Annotated in this window: 16 protein-coding genes; 12 read left to right on the forward strand and 4 right to left on the reverse strand. The window is 64.6% G+C overall.

Annotated features, from left to right (window positions below; genetic code table 11):
- Positions 1–31 precede the first annotated feature (31 nt).
- The 4 genes from ABIG06_RS24270 (at position 32) to ABIG06_RS24285 (ending at position 4,507) form a co-directional block, all read left to right on the forward strand.
- Complete coding sequence (locus ABIG06_RS24270; RefSeq protein ID WP_370138873.1) at positions 32–928, forward strand: alpha/beta fold hydrolase; 897 nt, start codon at positions 32–34, stop codon at positions 926–928.
- 152 nt (positions 929–1,080) lie between these two features.
- Entirely contained in the window at positions 1,081–1,656 is a 576-nt protein-coding gene (locus tag ABIG06_RS24275) for an HdeD family acid-resistance protein (protein WP_124160757.1), read from the forward strand.
- Between the two features lie 178 nt (positions 1,657–1,834).
- On the forward strand, positions 1,835–3,046 hold the full coding sequence (locus ABIG06_RS24280) for an ABC transporter substrate-binding protein (protein WP_370138874.1): 1,212 nt from the start codon (positions 1,835–1,837) through the stop codon (positions 3,044–3,046).
- A 231-nt stretch (positions 3,047–3,277) separates the two neighbouring features.
- Positions 3,278–4,507, forward strand: a complete 1,230-nt coding sequence (locus ABIG06_RS24285) for an acyl-CoA dehydrogenase family protein (protein ID WP_370138875.1) — start codon at positions 3,278–3,280, stop codon at positions 4,505–4,507.
- A 441-nt stretch (positions 4,508–4,948) separates the two neighbouring features.
- Here ABIG06_RS24285 and ABIG06_RS24290 read toward each other — a convergent pair whose 3' ends face one another.
- The 3 genes from ABIG06_RS24290 to ABIG06_RS24300 all read right to left on the reverse strand — a co-directional run bounded on the left by ABIG06_RS24290 (position 4,949) and on the right by ABIG06_RS24300 (position 7,962).
- The gene (locus ABIG06_RS24290; RefSeq protein WP_124160760.1) at positions 4,949–5,299 is read right to left on the reverse strand and encodes a hypothetical protein; all 351 of its coding nucleotides are present in this window, start codon (positions 5,297–5,299) and stop codon (positions 4,949–4,951) included.
- Between the two features lie 24 nt (positions 5,300–5,323).
- Positions 5,324–5,695, reverse strand: a complete 372-nt coding sequence (locus tag ABIG06_RS24295) for a hypothetical protein (protein WP_370138876.1) — start codon at positions 5,693–5,695, stop codon at positions 5,324–5,326.
- A 527-nt stretch (positions 5,696–6,222) separates the two neighbouring features.
- Entirely contained in the window at positions 6,223–7,962 is a 1,740-nt protein-coding gene (locus tag ABIG06_RS24300) for a methyl-accepting chemotaxis protein (protein WP_370138877.1), read from the reverse strand.
- 235 nt (positions 7,963–8,197) lie between these two features.
- Between ABIG06_RS24300 and ABIG06_RS24305 the strand changes: the two genes are divergently transcribed.
- The 4 genes from ABIG06_RS24305 to ABIG06_RS24320 all read left to right on the forward strand — a co-directional run bounded on the left by ABIG06_RS24305 (position 8,198) and on the right by ABIG06_RS24320 (position 14,682).
- Entirely contained in the window at positions 8,198–9,580 is a 1,383-nt protein-coding gene (locus tag ABIG06_RS24305) for an ethanolamine ammonia-lyase subunit EutB (protein ID WP_370138878.1), read from the forward strand.
- A gap of 150 nt (positions 9,581–9,730) precedes the next feature.
- Positions 9,731–11,317, forward strand: coding sequence for a B12-binding domain-containing radical SAM protein (locus ABIG06_RS24310; RefSeq protein ID WP_370138879.1), 1,587 nt, complete (start codon positions 9,731–9,733; stop codon positions 11,315–11,317).
- Positions 11,318–11,323: 6 nt separating this feature from the next.
- The gene (gene eutC / locus ABIG06_RS24315) at positions 11,324–12,112 is read left to right on the forward strand and encodes an ethanolamine ammonia-lyase subunit EutC (protein WP_370138880.1); all 789 of its coding nucleotides are present in this window, start codon (positions 11,324–11,326) and stop codon (positions 12,110–12,112) included.
- Positions 12,113–12,315: 203 nt separating this feature from the next.
- Positions 12,316–14,682, forward strand: a complete 2,367-nt coding sequence (locus tag ABIG06_RS24320) for an efflux RND transporter permease subunit (RefSeq protein WP_370138881.1) — start codon at positions 12,316–12,318, stop codon at positions 14,680–14,682.
- An 82-nt stretch (positions 14,683–14,764) separates the two neighbouring features.
- Here the strand turns inward: ABIG06_RS24320 and ABIG06_RS24325 are convergent, their stop codons facing one another.
- Complete coding sequence (locus ABIG06_RS24325; protein ID WP_061878080.1) at positions 14,765–15,262, reverse strand: hypothetical protein; 498 nt, start codon at positions 15,260–15,262, stop codon at positions 14,765–14,767.
- 458 nt (positions 15,263–15,720) lie between these two features.
- Between ABIG06_RS24325 and ABIG06_RS24330 the strand changes: the two genes are divergently transcribed.
- The 4 genes from ABIG06_RS24330 to hpnE all read left to right on the forward strand — a co-directional run bounded on the left by ABIG06_RS24330 (position 15,721) and on the right by hpnE (position 19,130).
- On the forward strand, positions 15,721–15,954 hold the full coding sequence (locus ABIG06_RS24330) for a hypothetical protein (protein WP_025035011.1): 234 nt from the start codon (positions 15,721–15,723) through the stop codon (positions 15,952–15,954).
- A 194-nt stretch (positions 15,955–16,148) separates the two neighbouring features.
- Positions 16,149–17,033, forward strand: coding sequence for a squalene synthase HpnC (gene hpnC / locus ABIG06_RS24335; RefSeq protein WP_370138882.1), 885 nt, complete (start codon positions 16,149–16,151; stop codon positions 17,031–17,033).
- Entirely contained in the window at positions 17,023–17,862 is an 840-nt protein-coding gene (hpnD, locus tag ABIG06_RS24340; RefSeq protein WP_124160768.1) for a presqualene diphosphate synthase HpnD, read from the forward strand. Before hpnC ends, hpnD begins: the two co-directional genes overlap by 11 nt.
- Positions 17,862–19,130 (forward strand): hydroxysqualene dehydroxylase HpnE, encoded by a 1,269-nt coding sequence (gene hpnE, locus ABIG06_RS24345; RefSeq protein ID WP_370138883.1) that lies wholly within the window; start codon positions 17,862–17,864, stop codon positions 19,128–19,130. Before hpnD ends, hpnE begins: the two co-directional genes overlap by 1 nt.
- The last annotated feature ends 50 nt before the right edge of the window (positions 19,131–19,180 follow it).

Below are 19,180 nucleotides of genomic sequence, written 5' to 3' on the forward strand. Positions count from 1 at the left end.
GCTACGATCGCGATCACTCCGCGAGACATGCATGCAACAGAAAACCATCGCCACCCACGTCCTCGACATCGCCTACCGCGAGTACGGCGTGCCGGACGGCTGGCCCTGCATCCTCGGGCACGGCTTTCCCTATGACGTGAACGCCTACGCGGACGCCGCGGCGATCATTGCCGAGGCAGGCGCGCGGGTGCTGGTGCCCTGGCTGCGCGGCTACGGCCCGACGCGGTTTCGTTCCGCCGGGACGCTGCGCTCCGGCGAGCAGGCGGCGCTTGGCGCCGATCTTCTTGCCTTCATGGATGCGCTCGGCATCGAGCGCGCCATCCTCGGTGGCTATGACTGGGGCGGGCGCGCGGCTTGCGTTGTCTCGGCGCTCTATCCGGAGCGTGTGATCGGGCTCGTCTCCGGCAATTCCTACAACATCCAGAACATCGCCCGCGCCATGGAGCCGGCCTCGCCGCTGGAGGAGGCGGCGCTCTGGTATCAATATCTCTTCCACAACGAACGCGGCCGCCGCGCGCTGGAGCGCAACCGCCGCGGCTTTGCCCGCCAGCTCTGGACGATGTGGTCGCCGAAATGGGCATTCGACGACGCGACGTTCGAGACGAGCGCTGTGTCCTTCGACAATCCCGATTTCGTGGATGTCGTGATCCACTCCTACCGCCATCGCTACGCGCTGGTGGCGGGCGACCCCGCCTATGCTGCGATCGAGGCCCGGCTTGCCGCGCAGCCGCCGATCCGCGTCCCGACGATTGCAATCGATGGCGACAGCGACGGCGTCAATCCGGGCACCGCCCACCACGCGCGCAAGTTCGAGCGATTCTTCGAACGGCGCGTCTTCAAGGATGCAGGCCACAATTTGCCGCAGGAGCGACCCGCCGAATGGGCCCAGGCCGTGCTCGACATTCGCAACGCCGCCGAGCGCGCCTGATCATTGCGGGACACAGCGGACGGATTCTCCGCATTCGATCTTGATTTGCGTCAATGTTGCTGCCGGTGAGGAGTGTTCTGCTGGCTGTCGTCCCGGTCCGGATGGTGCTATCTTGAATTGTGCCTCCGGGCTTTGCAAGAGGAGTGGCGGCCATGACGAGTGCTTCGGATACGTCTCACCATGCGAGCCTCGGCTCGGGTATCGCCGCGCTGCACGCCAAATGGGGCTGGATCGTCGCGCTCGGCGTCGTCTATCTGATCGCCGGCTTCGTCGCGCTCGGCAGCGTCGTGATGGCGACGGTGGCGAGCGTGATCGTGGTTGGCGCGATGATGATCGTGGCCGGTGTCGCCGAGGTGATCGGCGCATTCCAGGTGAAGAGCTGGGGCAAATTCCTGATCTGGGCGCTGCTCGGCGTGCTCTATATCGTTGCCGGCTTCCTGACCTTCGAGAATCCGCTGTTCGCGGCAGTCCTGCTGACGCTGTTTTTGGGGGCATCGCTGATCGCCTCGGGCGCCGTCAGGCTGTTTCTCGCCTTCAGCATGAAACGCGAGAGCCCGTGGGTGTGGGTTGCGCTCTCCGGCGCGATCACGTTGCTGCTCGGCCTGCTCATCGTGGCGCGCTGGCCGGTGAACAGCGTCTACATCCTCGGCCTGTTTCTCGGTATCGACCTGATCATGGCTGGTGCCGGCTGGATCAGCCTCGGCCTTGGCTTGAAGCGACGCGGCTAGGCGCAGGTCTCTCATCGCCTCCGATGGAGGTGAAGCGCAGACTCATATGCTGAGCCGACCCCGAGCCATCAGCAACTCGACGCAAGACCGTGTTGTGGAACTCCGCTGATCTGACGCGCTGACGAAAAGCAGCACGCCGCGTGACTGCCTCGCGCGGCGATAATCAGTGGGAGAAACCATGAAAGCCGCTTTGGTCCTGGCCGCAGCGCTGGCTGCCGCCTGCGTTTCCGCCCCTGTCTCCGCGCAGAAATCCTACGGTCCTGGCGTCAGCGACACCGAGATCAAGATCGGCAACACCATGCCCTATAGCGGCCCGGCCTCGCCGCTCAGCATCACCGGCCGGGTGATCTCCGCCTATTTCGACGAGATCAACGAGAAAGGCGGCGTCAACGGCCGCAAGCTCAATCTGATCTCGCTGGACGACGCCTTCTCTCCGCCGAAGACCATGGAGGCGGCACGGCGCCTCGTCGAGGGTGAAGGCGTCGCCTTCATCTTCGCGACCATGGGCACCGCGCCAAGCTCGGCCATCGCGAAGTATCTCAACGGCAACAAGGTGCCGCAGCTTTTCTTGATCAGCTCGGCCTCGAAGTGGAACGATCCCGCCAACATGCCCTGGTCGATGGCGCTGCCCTGGGCGCCGAACTACACCAGCGAGGCCGCGATCGACGTCGCCTATGCCCGCGCCAAGAACCCGAATGCGCGCTTCGCGGTGCTCTATCAGAACGACGATGCCGGCAAGGAATATCTGCGCGGCGTCAAGGAGGCGCTCGGCGCCGACGCCGACAAGGCGATCGCGATGGCCTCGAGCTTCGAGGTCGCCGACCCCACCGTCGATTCCCAGGTGCTGACGCTGGCCAATACCAAGGCCGACGTCTTCCTGATCTATTCGGTAACGCCGCGCGCCTGCGCGCAGGCGATCCGAAAAGCTCATGAGGTCGGCTGGCAGCCGACGCGCTTCCTCGCCAGCGGCTGTGCCAACAAGGCCACGGTGATGGTGCCGGCCGGTCTCGACGCCGGCAAGGGCGTGCTGTCGCTCGGCTCGCTCAAGCCGTTCGTGGCCGAGCCGAAGAACGATCCGGCGATGACGGCCTATATCGATTTCATGAAGCGGCGCCTGCCCAACGCCGACGTCAACAACGTCGCCGGGCTCTACGGCTACACCGTCGCCGAGGCGCTGGTGGTGCTGCTGAGGCAGTGCAAGGACAACCTGACGCGCGAGAACATCATGGCGCAGGCCGCCAACCTGAAGAACGTGCCGCTGTCGCTGCTGATGCCCGGCATCACCCTCAACACCACGCCGCAGGACTTCCGCCCGATCAAGGACGGCTACATGCTCCAGTTCGACGGCAACGATTGGGTCGTGGCGAGCGAGCTCCTGCGCGGGACGTGATGGGTGGGCCGCAGAGACGGTGTACCTTCTTCCCTTGTGGGAGAGGGTGGATGCGCGAAGCGGAGCCGGGTGAGCGGCATGGCTCCGCCAGTCGTCTCTGCATTTGAACGCTCGGAGACAACCCTCATCCGGCGCCATAGCCGAAGCTTTGCTTCGGCGTTCTTAGGAACGGCTGCCGAAGGCAGCCTATGCCACCTTCTCCCAAAGGGGACAAGGGAACAGGAGCCCACGATGGACTTTCAACACTCTCCCCGTTCGCTCGAGTTGCAGGACCGCGTCCGCCAGTTCATGCGGACGCATGTCGAGCCGGTCGAGGAGCTCTATTACGAGCAGGTCAAGCCGGAAGCATCGCGCTACAAGACGCCCCCAGTCTTGCAGGATCTGAAGCGGCTGGCGCGGGAGCAGGGGCTCTGGAACCTGTTCCTGTCAGGCGAGCATGGCCAAGACCTTGACAACACGGGCCTGACCAATCTCGAATATGCGCCCGTGAAGGAGATCATGGGCCGCATCCTCTGGGCGCCCGAGGTGTTCAATTGCTCGGCCCCCGATGTCGGCAACATGGAGGTGCTGGCGAACTACGGCACGCCAGCGCAGCAGGAACGCTGGCTGAAGCCGCTCCTGGAGGGACGCATCCGCTCGGGCTTCTCGATGACGGAGCCGCAGGTTGCCTCCAGCGACGCCACCAACATCCAGTGCGAGATCCGCCGCGACGGTGGCGACTACGTCGTCAACGGCCGCAAATGGTTCACGTCAGGCGCGATGAACGAAGATTGCGAGATCCTGATCGTGATGGGCAAGACCGCGCCGGATCATCCCGACCGCCATCGCCAGCAATCCATGATCCTGGTGCCCCGAAATACGCCCGGCGTGCGCATCGTCCGCGACATGCTCACTTACGGCTATGACGATGCGCCGGTCGGCCACCCCGAGATCGTCTACGAGAACGTCCGCGTGCCCGCGGAGAACATTTTGCTCGGCGAAGGCCGCGGCTTCGAGATCGCGCAAGGCCGGCTCGGCCCCGGCCGCATCCACCACTGCATGCGGCTGATCGGCTGTGCCCAGCGCGCGCTGGAATTGATGTGCCGGCGCGTGGTCTCGCGCACGGCTTTCGGCAAGCCGCTCGCCGAGCAGGGCTCGGTGCGCGAGGACATCGCAAACTCCTTCTGCGAGATCGCGCAAGCGCGCCTATTGACGCTGCAGGCCGCCGACAGGATGGACCGCGACGGCAACAAGGCTGCGCGCGACCTGATCGCCGCCGCCAAGATCGTGGTCCCCAGCATGGCCGCCCGCGTCATCGACCGTGCCATCCAGATCCACGGCGCCGCCGGCGTCTCGCAGGATACGTTCCTCGCGCGTGCCTACGTCTACGCCCGCTTCATCCGCATCGGCGATGGGCCGGATCAGGTGCATCTGGCTGCGGTGGGCAAGGAGCTGATCCGGCGGGGCGGGGTGATGGGGTAGTGGTGCTGTGCGCCGCGCCACGCACCCTCGATGCGGGCCGGAGCATTGTCCGCTCCCTGCTCAGGAGCTGCGCCGTCACCACTTGGCGCAACAGAGCCGTTCAAATGCGGAAAGCCTCATCTGATTGCGGGATAGGCGCGCGAGGGCGCCTGGCGACGATGGCCCCGCAATCCATCGGGTTTTACGATGGGATGCTGTCGACATGTTTCGCTGCGTCGTACCCTTCTCGGGCGATCTGTGGGCAGCTCACGAACGAGCATGAAGCCGGCTCCAATGGCCAGGCTTCGAGAACGCCGAACGCACATCATTCGCTTGGCGCTTTGATGCTGCGGGGCAGGGGCAACGCACGCGCCACCGGCACGATGCCATCATGTCAGTATTCTGAAATGGGCAGCGGAGAACCGCGACGAAGTTAGTCCACCCGGCGGGTCCATTCATGTCTTACCGGCGACGGCGGACAGGGGGCGCCGCAGGTAAGTCCCGCTGCCAAATCGTCCCATTGTCAAATTGGATCAGCATTCCATCCGGTGAATAGACTGCGCTTTGATCGAACGCATCGACCCAGATCCGGTTGGCCGGCGAATACCAATCGGGCCAAGCACGAGATGGCAAACCGGCTTCAGTCAACAGATTGAGTTCGGGCCCATTCTGGGTGACATAGGCCGGCAGGTCCCCCCGGCACATCTGAATGCATCTGTAGACTCCGGTGAGGTTGATCGACTGAGCCGAAGCGCCCGAGGCGACGATCGCCGCGACCGCACCAGCAATGAGAGACAGCTTCCTGTTGGCCATGAACTTGCTCCTGGAAGGGATTTGCTACTGCTTGTTTCGATTCTTGCTGCCCCCTCTGAGGGGTGAGGCCGGCGCCACCGCACTTGCCGTGTCCGTCATCTGAATGCAGGTGAGCAGATCGACATAGCTTTGGATTCCGCCGGTGGTCGCTTCACCCTCGCACGGGTCGCGAAGAGCGGGCTTGACGGTCAACCAGACTGTAGCCAGTTGCTCTTGCGCCGCGGTCTCGTCACGCATGCAATCTGAAAAGCTCTGCGGCAGCGCGAGCCCCATCGCCTTGTCGGTTTCGGAGGTGGCCTTGCAGAGCGCTTCTACCCGCAGCTCGGGAAGGCGATCGGATACCGGCACGAACGAGTGGCTTCCGAGCATCGCAAATGAGAACACGATCGCCTTCATCTATCTCTCCTTCCGCAGCAATGACAAACACGCGCGAGGCTTGAAGGACATGGCAAAACGCCTCAACGAACAGGGGGATAGCCAGCCACACCGTCCAAAACCGTGCGTTGACGCAAATCAAGAGGCTTCGTGGGAATTGCGGCGCGGTTTGCTTGCCGGCCAGGCTGCACGGCAGCATTGAATGATTTCAATGATTTGCCATCGATGTCTCATGCGTGGCGCGGGATACGTACGCCGCCTCGACTGTGTCGTGGCCGAAGAATGGCTGCGAAAAGAAGGCTTGTCGGGTCCGACGCCGATGCGCGCGAGCTGTTCGCGGATCCGGCGGTCTCGCGGGGAATGCGGTGCGCCAAGGATGACATTATGCCGGTGTTTTGCCCGACGAGTCAAACCGGCTTCGTAAAATCAGCAGAGCGTCGGGAGCGCCGCTAATTCCTTGATTCAGTTGCTGCCGTCTACTGTGCATGGGGTTGTTTTCGCACTTTTTGCTCGATCGGCCCCACCGCCGGCTTAGCGGACCGCGTCGGCTATCCCGCCTTGGCGACGCGGCTGTCTGCCGCGCCGGATCGCAGGTTCTGGAAGAACTTCTCGACCTCGCGCGACAGCGTGTCCGCCGTCGCCGTCAGGCTGCTCGCCGCCGTCAGCACCGAGGATGCCGCGGTGTCGGTCTCGCCGATGGCGTCGCGGAGCGAGGTGATGTTGGCCACGAGCGTCTCGTTGCCCTGCGCGGCGCTTTGCGCGTTGGACGAGATCTCGCGCGTGGCGGCGTCCTGCTGGCTGACGGCGCCGGCGATCGCCGAGGTGACCTCGTTGATCTCGCGGACCGCGCCGCCGATCTCGCGCACGGCGTCGACGGCGTTGCGGGTCGAGGCCTGGATCATCGCAACGTTCTCGCTGATCTCGGCGGTGGCCTTGGCGGTCTGGCCTGCGAGCGCCTTCACTTCGTGGGCGACGACGGCGAAGCCGCGGCCGGCATCACCGGCGCGCGCGGCCTCGATGGTGGCGTTCAGGGCGAGCAGGTTGGTCTGCTCGGCGATCGCCTGGATCAGGCTGAGCACGCCGTCGATGCGCTGCGTGGCCGCGGCGAGGCTCTCGATCTCGGAGATCGACTTCTCGGTGCGCTGGCCGGTCTGCTCGACCGCGCCGGCGCTCTGGCGCACCTGGCGGCCGATCTCCACCACCGAGGCTGACAGTTCTTCCGCCGCGCCGGCCACCGCCGTGACGTTGTGCGAGGCCTGCTCTGTGGCGTTCGCCGCCGTGCCGGCGCGGCTGTTCGCGTCCGCGGTGACGCGGGTGATGGTCTGCGCGGTCTCGCGCATCACCGAGGCGTTGTCGCTGAGGCCGCGCATGATCGCGCCGATCGCCTCGCGAAACTGCTCGACGGACCGTTCGATGTGGCGGGCACGCTCCTCGCGCGCGGCGGCGTCGTGCGACACTTGCGAGGCGAGGTTGCGGTTGCGACCCATGGCGTCCTGGAAGACCTGGATGGCGCGGGCCAGTGCGCCGATCTCGTCGGCGCGGCCGGAGTGCGGCACCACGACGTTTTCGGCGCCGTCGGCGACCTGCTTGATGGTGGCGGTGATCGAGGCGAGCGGCCGGGCGATCGAGCGGGCGATGATGACGATGCCGATTGCGACGAGGGCCAGCGCCACGCCGCCAAGGCAGGTCAGCACGAACGACAATTCGCGATTGGTCTCGGTCTGCTGCGCGATCTGCCTGGCCCGCTCGGCATAGACCTTGGACAGCGCCTCGAGATCCTTGTTCAGCGCCGAGCGAACGGCGCGGTTGGCGTCGTTGTCACCCCATTCGCGGCCGGCGGCTGCATTGATCTCGACGCCGCGGCGCACCAGCTCCTTGCGGAACTCGACGAACTGCTCGATGCGCTTCTTGAAGGTGGCAAACTGTTCGGCATCGTCGGCCTTGACGATCGTCTCCCAACGCTTCACGACGTCGAGGATCTGCGCGTTGAACTTGAGCAGGCCATCGCCATATTTCTTCACCACGGCCGGCTCGGTCGACATGTAGACGCCGCGCGATTCCATCACGACCGCATAGACCAGCGAGTTCACCCGCTCGACGTTCAGCGCGGCGGCATTCGCCGTCTCGATCGCGCTGGTCAGGTCGGCGCTGCTGCGGCTGTTGTAGTCGGACAGCATCGCGATCGCGGCCGTGAGCAGCGCGAACAGCGCGAAGATCGCATAGAGCTTGGCGGCAAGCGTGAAACGGCCTGCCAGCTTGGTGGCATTCCCAGATCGGTCTGATGTCATGGTGTGCAGGAGCCCGGAATGGCCCGGAGCGGCCGGTGAACAGGGTCGTGTAGAATTGATGCAAAACTTTGCAGGATGAAGGTGGATGTGGCGTTAACGCGCCCGTCGGCTCCCTTCGTCCTTGGTCGAACGAAAGTAAGATATTTCAGCGTCTTGATCCGAAGGTATAGTTTCAGGACAGTCTTTCAGCATAGTCTTGGGGTCGGCCCTTGGCCGACCAACTCCGGAGAGGCCCGTGGTCTACCGCCACCGCATCGACGCCACGACCTACACCTTCCCTGATCTGCGCGACCTGCTCGCCAAGGCGACACCGCCGCGCTCCGGCGACCGGCTGGCCGGAATTGCCGCTGCCAGTTCCGAGCAAATGATCGCGGCACGGATGGCGCTCGCCGATGTGCCGCTCGGCCAATTCCTCCAGGAAGCCGTCATTCCCTATGAGACCGACGAGGTCACCCGCCTCGTCATCGACAGCCATGACGCCAGGGCCTTTGCGCCCGTGGCATCGCTCACCGTCGGGGCCTTCCGCGACTGGTTGCTGTCCGATGCCGCAACGCCCGATGTCCTGCGCAAGCTGGCCGGCGGCATCACGCCGGAGATGGCGGCCGCGGTGTCAAAGCTGATGCGCAACCAGGATCTGATCCTGGCGGCGCGGAAATGCGAGGTCACCACCGCCTTTCGCAACACCATCGGTCTGAAGGGGCGGATGAGCACGCGGCTCCAGCCCAACCATCCGTTCGACGATGCCAGGGGCATCACCGCCTCGATCCTCGACGGCATCCTGCTCGGGGCCGGCGATGCCTGCATCGGCATCAATCCGGCGAGCGATGATCCGGCCGTGATCGCCCAATTGCTGCGGCTGCTCGACGAGATCATCGCGCGGCTGCAGATCCCGACGCAAGGCTGCGTCCTGACCCATGTCACGACGACGCTGTCACTGATCGGGCAGGGCGTGCCGGTCGACCTCGTCTTCCAGTCGGTCGCCGGCACCGAGGCGGCTAACCGCAGTTTCGGCATCGATCTCGCGCTCCTGAAAGAGGCCCAGCAGGCCGGGCTGTCGCTGCGGCGCGGCACGGTCGGCCGGAACGTGATGTATTTCGAGACGGGCCAGGGGTCGGCGCTGTCGGCGGGCGCCCATCACGGGGTCGACCAGCAGACCTGCGAGGCGCGCGCCTATGCGGTCGCCCGCGCTTTTGCCCCGCTGCTCGTCAACAGCGTGGTCGGCTTCATCGGTCCGGAATATCTCTATGACGGCAAGGAAATCATCCGGGCAGGGCTGGAGGATCATTTCTGCGGCAAGCTGCTCGGCCTGCCGCTCGGGGTCGACATCTGCTACACCAACCATGCCGAGGCGGACCAGGACGACATGGACAATCTCCTGACGCTGCTTGCCGCCGCCGGCGTCACCTTCATCATGGGCGTCCCGGGCGCCGACGACGTCATGCTGAACTACCAGTCGACGTCTTTTCACGACGCGCTCTATGTCCGCGACGTCTTCGGTTTGCGCCGCGCGCCGGAGTTCGACGACTGGCTGGCGCGCTCGGGAATGACAGGCGCCGATTTCCGTCTGGCCGGCGATGCAGGCCTGCTGCCCGATTTTGCCTCGCGGTTGATTGCGTGAGGGGCGGGCCAGCTCGCACCCCGATGAAACTATCGGCGCTTCCCGGAATTGTGCTTCTGCCACAATATTGAGAAATTCCGGCGACAGCATTACCCTGGGTCTGGCTGGCAATTTCCGCACTATCGGTCGAGTGTGGCGGGGGGAGCTTTGATGCGAGCTGAAAGTAACGGAACGTCCCGGCGGATTCTCTGCGTGTTTCCGCGCTACACCTCGTCCTTCGGTACGTTCGAGCATTCCTATCCATTGACCGACGGCGTCCGCGCCTTCATGCCGCCGCAGGGGCTGCTGCTGATCTCCGCCTACCTTCCGAAAGAGTGGCAGGTCAAATTCGTCGACGAGAACCTGCGCCGTACGACGAAGGAGGAATTCGAATGGGCGGAAGCGGTCTTCGTCAGCGGCATGCACATCCAGCGCCAGCAGATGAACGACATCTGCCGCCGCGCCCATGAATTCGATCTGCCGGTCGCACTGGGAGGGCCCTCGGTCAGCGCCTGCCCGGACTACTATCCGTCCTTCGACTATCTGCATGTCGGCGAACTCGGCGACGCCACCAACCAGCTGATCGAGATCCTGTCGCGCGACACCTCGCGTCCCAAGGCCCAGGTGGTGCTGACCACCAAGGACCGCGTGCCGATGACGGAGTTTCCGATTCCGGCCTACGAGCTCGCCGAGGTGAAGAAGTATTTCCTCGGCAGCATCCAGTACTCCAGCGGCTGTCCCTATCAGTGCGAGTTCTGCGACATCCCCGGACTCTACGGCCGCAATCCGCGCATCAAGTCGCCACAGCAGATCATCGCCGAGCTCGATCGCCTGCGCGAATGCGGCATGACCGACACGGTCTATTTCGTCGACGACAATTTCATCGGCAACCGCAAGGCGGCGCTGGACCTGTTGCCGCATCTGGTCGAATGGCAGAAGCGGACCGGCTACGTGGTGCGGCTCGCCTGTGAAGCGACGCTCAACATCGCCAAGAGGCCCGAGATCCTCGAGAAGATGCGCGAGGCCTATTTCGTCACCATCTTCTGCGGCATCGAGACGCCCGATCCCGACGCGCTGAAGGCGATGCAGAAGGACCACAATATGATGGTCCCGATCCTGGAGGGCGTGCGCACGATCAATTCCTACGGCATGGAGGTCGTGTCCGGCATCATCATGGGACTCGATACCGACAAGCCGAACACCTCGGAAGCGCTACTCGCTTTCGTCGAGGAGTCCCGGATTCCGCTGCTCACCATCAATCTGCTCCAGGCGCTGCCGAAGACGCCGTTGTGGGACCGTTTGGATCGCGAGGGCCGCCTGGTCCATGACGACAGTCGCGATTCCAATGTCGACTTCCTGTTGCCTTATGACGAGGTCGTCGCATCCTGGAAGCATGCGATGGCGGTCGCCTACGCGCCCGAGAAGGTTTACGCGCGCTATCAGTATCAATGCGACAATGTTTACGCGCGCCGACTCAAGATGCCGACGCCGGACGAGATGAAGACCTGGCCGAACATCCGGCGCGGTCTCATCATGTTGCGCAACATCTTCTGGAAGGTCGGCGTGCTCGGAGACTACAGGCGCGTGTTCTGGAAGTTCGCCCTTGGACGCATCAAGCGCGGCGACATCGAAGGCCTGATCGGCTGCACGCTGATCGCGCACCATCTCATCACCTTTGCGCGCGCGGCTTCCAGCGGCAAGCAGAACGCCTCGAATTATTCGATCCGCCTGCGCGAAGCCGCCGTTCCCGCCGAATGATGCGATATGTCTGATCCGGCTCCGCCGCGCCGCCCGACCCTCGATTTGCGGGCGTTCACGCCCGCGCGCGTGGCGCTCGGGCGCAGCGGCGCGAGCATGCCGACGAGGGCGCTGCTTGATTTCACGCTGGACCATGCCCGCGCACGCGATGCCGTGCATGCCGCCTTCAATGTGCCGCGTCTGGTCGCCGATCTCGGCGCGCTTGGGCTTGCCGTGACCGAGGTGAGGAGCCAGGCGGTCGATCGCAGCGACTATCTGCGGCGGCCGGACCTCGGACGACAGCTTGACCCCGGCTCGGCGCAGCTTCTGGCACGAAGCGCCTCGGCGCCGTGCCAGCTCGCGCTTGTGGTCGGAGACGGCCTGTCCGCGGCGGCGGTTCACGCCCATGCGACGATCCTGGTGACGCGCCTGTTGCCATTGCTTGCGCAAGGGGATGACGTCGCGATCGGCCATGTCGTTGTCGCATCGGGCGCGCGAGTCGCGCTCGGCGACGAGATTGGCGCCATTCTCGGTGCGCGCATGGTCGTGATGCTGATCGGCGAACGGCCCGGCCTGTCCGCGCCCGACAGTCTCGGCGCCTATCTGACCTTCGCCCCGAAGCCCGGCCGTACCGATGCCGAACGCAATTGCGTCTCGAACATCCATCATGCCGGGTTGAGCCATGACGAGGCCGCCTTCAAGATCGCCTGGCTCGTCCGTGAGGGCCTCGCCCGGGGGACCACCGGCGTGGCTCTGAAGGACGAGAGCGCGGACCGGGCGCCGCATCGAATTGGCACAGCCTCGCCGGGATGCTAGGCGGTCGGGACCGGATCGCCGCTTCTTGATCGATTCGGCCAGGCTTCGCCTGCTTGCGAGAAGACCTGTTGACCTGCTAAACCCCTCGCGGCGATTTTCCGCGCATTTTCAAAGGGCAAGCCTCCCATTTGTATGGCGTTCTCAAGCCGTTCGCGGGGCGCAATAAGCTCTCAAGACCGAGCCGATTAGGAACTGGACAAGGCATGCTCGAAAAGCACAGCGAGAATGAGGTTCATGTCGACAAGGTCGAGCAGGGACCTGCGTCCTCGATCGCCTTCGGGCTGGAGCGCCTCGGGCTGATCGCCGTCCGGGCCCCGATCGTCTCCTGCATCGTCCTGCTCGCCCTGATCGTCGGCGCCGTGTTCGGCATCCACAGGATCAAGATCGACGATTCGCTGTCGCAGCTGTTCCGCTCCGACACCCGCGAATTCCGCCAGTACGAAGAGGTGACGAAGAAGTTCCCCGCCGAGGAGTTCGACGTCCTCGTAGTGGTCGAGGGCAAGACCCTGCTGGCACGGAACAACCTGGAGAAGCTGCGCGATTTCGTCACCGACCTGCAGCTGGTCGATGGCACGCGCGGACTGGTCTCGCTGTTCTCGGCACGTCAGGCGCCGGCCCCGGGCAAGCTGCCGGCGGCGCTGTTCCCGGCCGAGTTGCCGGAGGGCGACGCGTACGACAAGTTCATCGAGACCGTCAAAAACAACGAGATCATCCGCGGCAAGCTGCTGTCGGAAGACGGCACGCTGGCGCTCATCGTGCTGTCGCTTGATCCCGAAGTGGTCGCCTCCAACAAGCTGACCAAGACCGTCGCCGATATCCGCGCGCTGATGAAGGAGGACCTCGGCGACACCGGGCTCAACGTGCAGCTCTCCGGCGTGCCGGTGATGCAACTCGAGATCCGTAACGCGGTCGAGCGCGACGGGCTGACCTACAACATCCTCGGCATTCTCGCGGGCTGCATCATCGCCATCATCTTCTTCCGCAAGATCTCGTTCATGATCGCCGCGGCGTTTCCGCCGATGATCGCGATCCTGCTGGCGCTCGGCGCGCTCGGCTGGGCCAATTTCAACCTCAACATGTTCCTGAACGTGATGACGCCACTCATCATGGTCATCAGCTTCTCGGACTCGATGCAGCTCACCTTCGCCGCGCGCGACCGGCTGATCGCAGGCCAGGACAAGTTCACCGCGTTCAAGAACGCGGTGCTGGTGGTGGGTCCGGCCTGCGTGCTGACGCACGGCACGGCCGGCATTTCCTTCATCGCGCTGCAATTTTCCGACTCCGACCTGATCCGCAAGTTCGGTGAGGCAGGTCTCGCCGCCACTATCATCGCGCTGGTCGCGGTGCTGTCGCTCGTGCCGGTATTCGGCGTGCTGTTCGTGCGCAACGAGAAGGTCTTTGCGGTCAAGTTCCAGGGCGCCGATGCAGGCGTCCAGGCGCTGCGCAATTTCTGCTACTGGGTCGCGGTGCGCATGGTGGGCCGTCCCGGCTTGTTCAGCCTGATCGCGGTGCTGTTCGTCGGCGGCCTCGGCGTCATCTATGCCAATCTGGAGCCGCGCTACCGGCTCGCCGACCAGGTGCCGGATAAGCGTCAGGCGGTCGCCGCCAGCGACCGGCTCGATGCCAAGCTGACCGGCGCCAACCCGGTCAACGTGCTGATCCAGTTCCCCAAGGGCGAATCGCTCTATTCGCCGGAGACGCTCCAGACCATCGCCGACGTGCATGCGACCGTGGAGAAGACGGCCGGTGTCGGCAACGTCTGGTCGCTGGAGACGCTGCGCCGCTGGCTGGCCGAAAAGGCGGGCAGCGCCGACGTCGCGACGTTGAAGGAATATGTCAACGTCATCCCCGAGCACCTGGTGCGGCGGTTCATCGATGCCGAGCAGGACGCCGTCGTGGTCGCCGGCCGCGTACCGGACAAGGATTCCAGCCAGCTCCTGCCGATCGTCGACAAGCTCGACCACGAGCTCGACGCCGTCCGCAAGAAGCATCCCGGCTACGAGATCGCGGTCACGGGCCTTGCCGCCATCGCTGCGCGCAACTCGGCCAGCATGATCGAGAAGCTGAACCACGGCCTCACCATCGAATTCGCGCTGGTCGCGATCTTCATCGGCCTCGCCTTCCGCTCCTGGGTGGTGATGCTCGCCTGCATCCTGCCGGGTATCTTCCCGGTGGTGATGTCGGGAACGGTTCTGTGGGCGATGGGCGAGGGCCTGCAATTCGCCAGTGTCGTCGCGCTCACCGTCTCGTTCGGCCTGGGCTTGAGCGCGACCATCCACTTCCTCAACCGCTTGAGGCTCGAGAGCAAGCCGGGCGTCGGCTCGGCGCTCGCGGTGGAGCGGGCCACCGTGCTGGTCGGCCCGGCGCTGATCCTGACCACGGTGGTGCTGGCCTGCGGCCTCGTCGTGACCGTGTTCTCGGACCTGCCGTCGCTGCGGCTGTTCGGCTGGCTCAGCGCCTTCTCGATGGTCATGGCCCTCGTCGCCGACCTCTTCATCCTGCGGCCGACGGCGATGTGGCTGATCAATCTGCATGGCAAGCTGCAGGGCACCGACAAGCCGGCGATCTGAGCGGCTTCATCTGATCCAGATCAACAAAAAGCCCCCGGCTCGCGAGAGCCGGAGGCTGTATCCTTTCGCAGCGGAAAGGGCGTCAGCCCTTCGTCATCGTGATGTTGACGCCGCGGATCTCGCCCTTGGAGCTGATCTGCACCGTCTGCTTGCTGCCGTTGGTGCGCAGCGAGAGGTTGGCGGCAAAGCCGTTGGCCTCGACGAACACGTCGATCTGGCCGCCGCCGGCGGTGCCCTGCAGATTACCGAAGATGTTGCGGCTGGACTCGCTCCAATTGCCGGAGATGCGCTCGCCCTGGCTCGTCACGTCGCTGGTGAGGTTGAACTTGTAGCTGTCGGACGCGCAGTGCAGCGCCTGTTTCAGGTTGAGGCCGCTGCCGCCGACCTTGTAGTCCGCCTTGCAGCGAATGCGCTCGGTGGAGCCGTCGGACAACGACACCGTGCCGGTGCCGGTCCATGCGCCATCGAAACCGGCAAACGGTCCGGACGACTGAGCATGGCTCGCCGAAACCGAGAAGAGCAGCGCCGCCCCGATGCCGGCCGCCTTGATTGCCAGTCCAGTTCGCCCAATGAATTTCATCGCAATTATCCCGTTTTGGAACGACGCTCGCTTACGATCGAGAACGTCTCGCCACATCGAAAGTTTAGTGCTTCGAGCCAGTGTCAGGTTCAAAGCCTGGCCACCAGAGATGGCGGCTCACGAGGTCCAGCGCCAGCCTTGATCCGCCGATGTGCCTTGTTTCGGCATCTTTCTGGCAGGAAAGGCACGGCGGACAGATGCAGCGCTGCAACAGGTGTGCAGTAAAACGCAGATTCCCTGAATTATGACGTAGTATCAACCCCTTACATTTGCAAATGAAGGCGCGGGGAAGGTCGGATTCGGCGGCCGCGGTGCCAATTTGGCCGCATTTGCCGGTGCTTGTGCCTTCTCTGGGCCGCCACTCCTGCGGCAAGTTGCCATCAGAACAATCCGCTCCGGTCGTCCGCCCTGTGCAGTCCGGGTCCGGTGCGATTCTGCCGTCAGAATGAAGGAATACAATGCGTAATCTTCTCGTCGCTCTCACCCTGCTGTCGGCATCCCTTTCGACCGCGGCGTTCGCTCAGCAAGGGCGTGGCACGGATGCCGAGCAGAAGGCCTGCACGCGCGACGTGCAGAAGTTCTGCCGTCCGGTCATCGATCAGGGCGATTTCACCATCCTCGCCTGCCTCAAGGAGAACCGGGCCAAGATCTCGCAGGCCTGCGACCAGGTGCTGAAGAACCACAACCAGTAAGAGCTCTTGGCCACTGGCCGACAAAGGCGGCCCAGGCCCCGCCTTTTCGGGCTGATCGGCAAAGGGCAGCCATCGAGCGACAGGATTGGTTTTGCGGCATTATTCCCCTATATGGGGGCCGCAGCCGGATCGCCGGCATGAGCCCGCGCGAGCGAAAAAGCCTTCCTGTCCAAACGATTGTAAACCAGCCCTCGATGACCTCTGCGAGCGAATTGCGATCCGGCAAGGGTGACCGCGACGAGAATTTTCCCGTCGCGTCCTGGATCATTCATCCGCGCCATCGCGCCCTGATCCTGGCCTACTACAACTTCGTCCGCACCGCCGACGACATTGCCGACCATGCGACGCTGCCGCCCGATGAGAAGCTTGCTTATCTCGATCTGCTCGAGGCGGAACTGCTCGGCAAGGGCGACACCCAGGCCGAAGCCGTCACCCTGCGCCGCGCGCTGGCCGAGCGCGGCATGGCGCCGCGACATGCGCTCGACGTGCTCATCGCCTTCCGCATGGACGTGACCAAGCTGCGCTATGAGAATTGGGACGAGGTCATCCGCTATTGCCGTTACTCGGCGATGCCCGTCGGGCGCTTCATGCTCGACGTCCACAGCGAGAGCACCTCGACCTGGGCCGCATCGGACGCGCTCTGCGCGGCGCTCCAGATCAACAATCACCTGCAGGATTGCGGCAAGGATTTCCGCGAGCTCAACCGCGTCTATCTGCCGCGCGATGCGCTGGCAGCACACGGCGCCTCCGTCGAGCAGCTCGGGCTTGCGCAATCACCGCCGGCGATGCTGGCCTGCCTTCAGGCGCTTGCCGCGCGCAATGAAGCGCTCCTCAGGCAGAGCAAGTCGCTGAGCGCGGAGGTGAGGGATTTTCGCCTCGGCGTCGACATTTCGGTGATCCAGGCCTATGCCGACCGCATCGTGCGCCTCTTGAAGGTGCGCGATCCCCTGCGCGAGCGCGTGCATCTGAACAAGTTCGAGCTGCTCGCCTTCAGCCTCGCCGGGATGATCGGCGAAGTCGGCCGCCGCGCGATCGGACGCAAGGCCATTTCCAGACCGGGGACTGCACATGACGCTTGAGGCGACCACGCCCGGCGCCAGTTACGGCTCGGCCGCATCCGGCAGCTCGTTCTATGCCGCGATGCGCATCCTGCCGCGTGACCAGCGCGAAGCGATGTTCCAGATCTACAGCTTTTGCCGCCAGGTCGACGACATCGCCGATTCCGACGGCCCGCGGGAGGAGCGGCTCGCCGCACTTCAGCAATGGCGCAACGACATCGATGCGCTCTATCAGGGCCATCCGCCGCCGCGGCTGAAGGACTACGTCGCCTCGGTGAAGGCCTTCGGGCTCAAGCGCGAGGACTTCCTCGCCATCGTCGACGGCATGGAAATGGATGTGCCGCAGGACATCCGCGCGCCCGACATGGCAACGCTTGATCTGTACTGTGACCGTGTCGCCAGCGCCGTGGGGCGGCTGTCGGTGCGCGTGTTCGGAATGCCCGAGGAAGACGGCATCCTGCTCGCGTACCATCTCGGCCGCGCGCTGCAGCTCACCAACATCCTGCGCGATATCGACGAGGATGCGGGCCTCGGCCGGCTCTATCTGCCGCGCGAAGCGCTGCTGCATGCCGGCATCACCTCCGATGATCCGGACCGCGTGATCGCCGAGCGCGCGCTGCCGAAGGTCTGCCTGCCGCTGGCGCAGCGCGCGAAGGTGCATTTCGAGAAGTCGGACGAGATCATGAACCGCAACAAGCGCCGCGCGGTGCGCGCGCCGCGGATCATGTCGAAATACTATCATTCCATTCTGGACCTGCTGATCGCGCGCGGCTTCACCGCGCCGCGCGAGCCGGTGCGTGTGTCGAAGATCGCACGCATCCTGATCCTGCTCCGCTACGCTTTCATCTGATGCAAAAGACAGCTCATATCATCGGTGCTGGAATTTCCGGCCTCTCCGCCGCTGTGCGGCTCGCCAATGCCGGCTTCAAGGTCGCCGTGCACGAGGCGACCCACCAGGCCGGTGGCCGCTGCCGCTCCTATTTCGACGGCGCCACCAATCTCACCATCGACAATGGCAATCATCTGCTGCTGTCGGGCAACAGTCATGCGCGTGCCTATGCGCGCGCGATCGGCACCGAGGCGGGCCTCGTCGGTCCTGAAAGCGCGCAGTTTCCCTTCGTCGACATCAAGTCGGGGCAGCGCTGGCAGATCGATCTCGGCGCTGGCCGGTGGCCGACCTGGGTGTTCGACGAGAGCCGCCGCGTGCCCGACACCGGCCTCACCGATTATCTGAAGCTGGCGCCGCTGATCTGGGCGTCGGAGGAGACGCTGGTCGGCAAGTCCATTCCTTGTGAGGGCATCCTCTATCAGCGTCTGGTGCAGCCGCTGCTGCTCGCGGCGCTCAACGTCGATCCGCCCGAGGGCTCGGCGGGGCTTGCGGGCGCGATCGTGCGCGAGACGCTGCTCGCGGGCGGGCAGGCCTGCCGTCCCTTGATCGCGCGCGACGGTCTCAGCGCGGTGCTGATCGAGCCTGCGGTGAAGTTCTTGCAGGAGCGCGGCCACTCGGTTCAGCTGGGCCATGAGCTGCGCTCGTTTGCGACCACCGACGGCAAGGTCGGCGCGCTGAATTTCGGCGGCGAGGATGTGATCCAGATCGGTGAGGGCGATGTCGTCGTGATGGCGGTGCCGCCGCGCGCCGCCGCGAGCCTGCTGCCCGGCCTGAAGACTCCGACCGAATTCCGCGCCATCGTGAATGCGCATTTCCGTTTTGAGCCGCCGCCGGGTTCGCCGCCGATCCTCGGCGTGATCGGCGGCGTGGTGGAATGGCTGTTCGCGTTCCCCAACCGGCTTTCCGTGACCATCAGCAATGGCGACCGTCTGGTCGACATGCCGCGCGAGGAACTCGCACAGGCGATCTGGAGCGACGTCTGCAAGGCCGCTGCCCTGTCCGGTGAGCTGTCGCCGCCACTGCCCCCCTGGCAGATCGTGCGCGAGCGCCGCGCCACATTTGCGGCGACGCCGGCCCAGAATGCCCTGCGTCCGGGGCCGGTCACTGCGCTGAAAAACCTGTTCCTTGCCGGCGACTGGACTGCTACGGGATTGCCGGCAACCATCGAGGGATCGGTCCGGTCCGGCGATCGCGCCGCCGATCTGGTTCTGGCCGCCAAAGGATCCTGAAAGGCGGCCCTGACGGGCAAATGTCCCGGCCAATTTTCAATCGACTATCG

It is taken from the genome of Bradyrhizobium sp. USDA 326 (genome assembly GCF_049739485.1).
Taxonomy (GTDB): domain Bacteria; phylum Pseudomonadota; class Alphaproteobacteria; order Rhizobiales; family Xanthobacteraceae; genus Bradyrhizobium.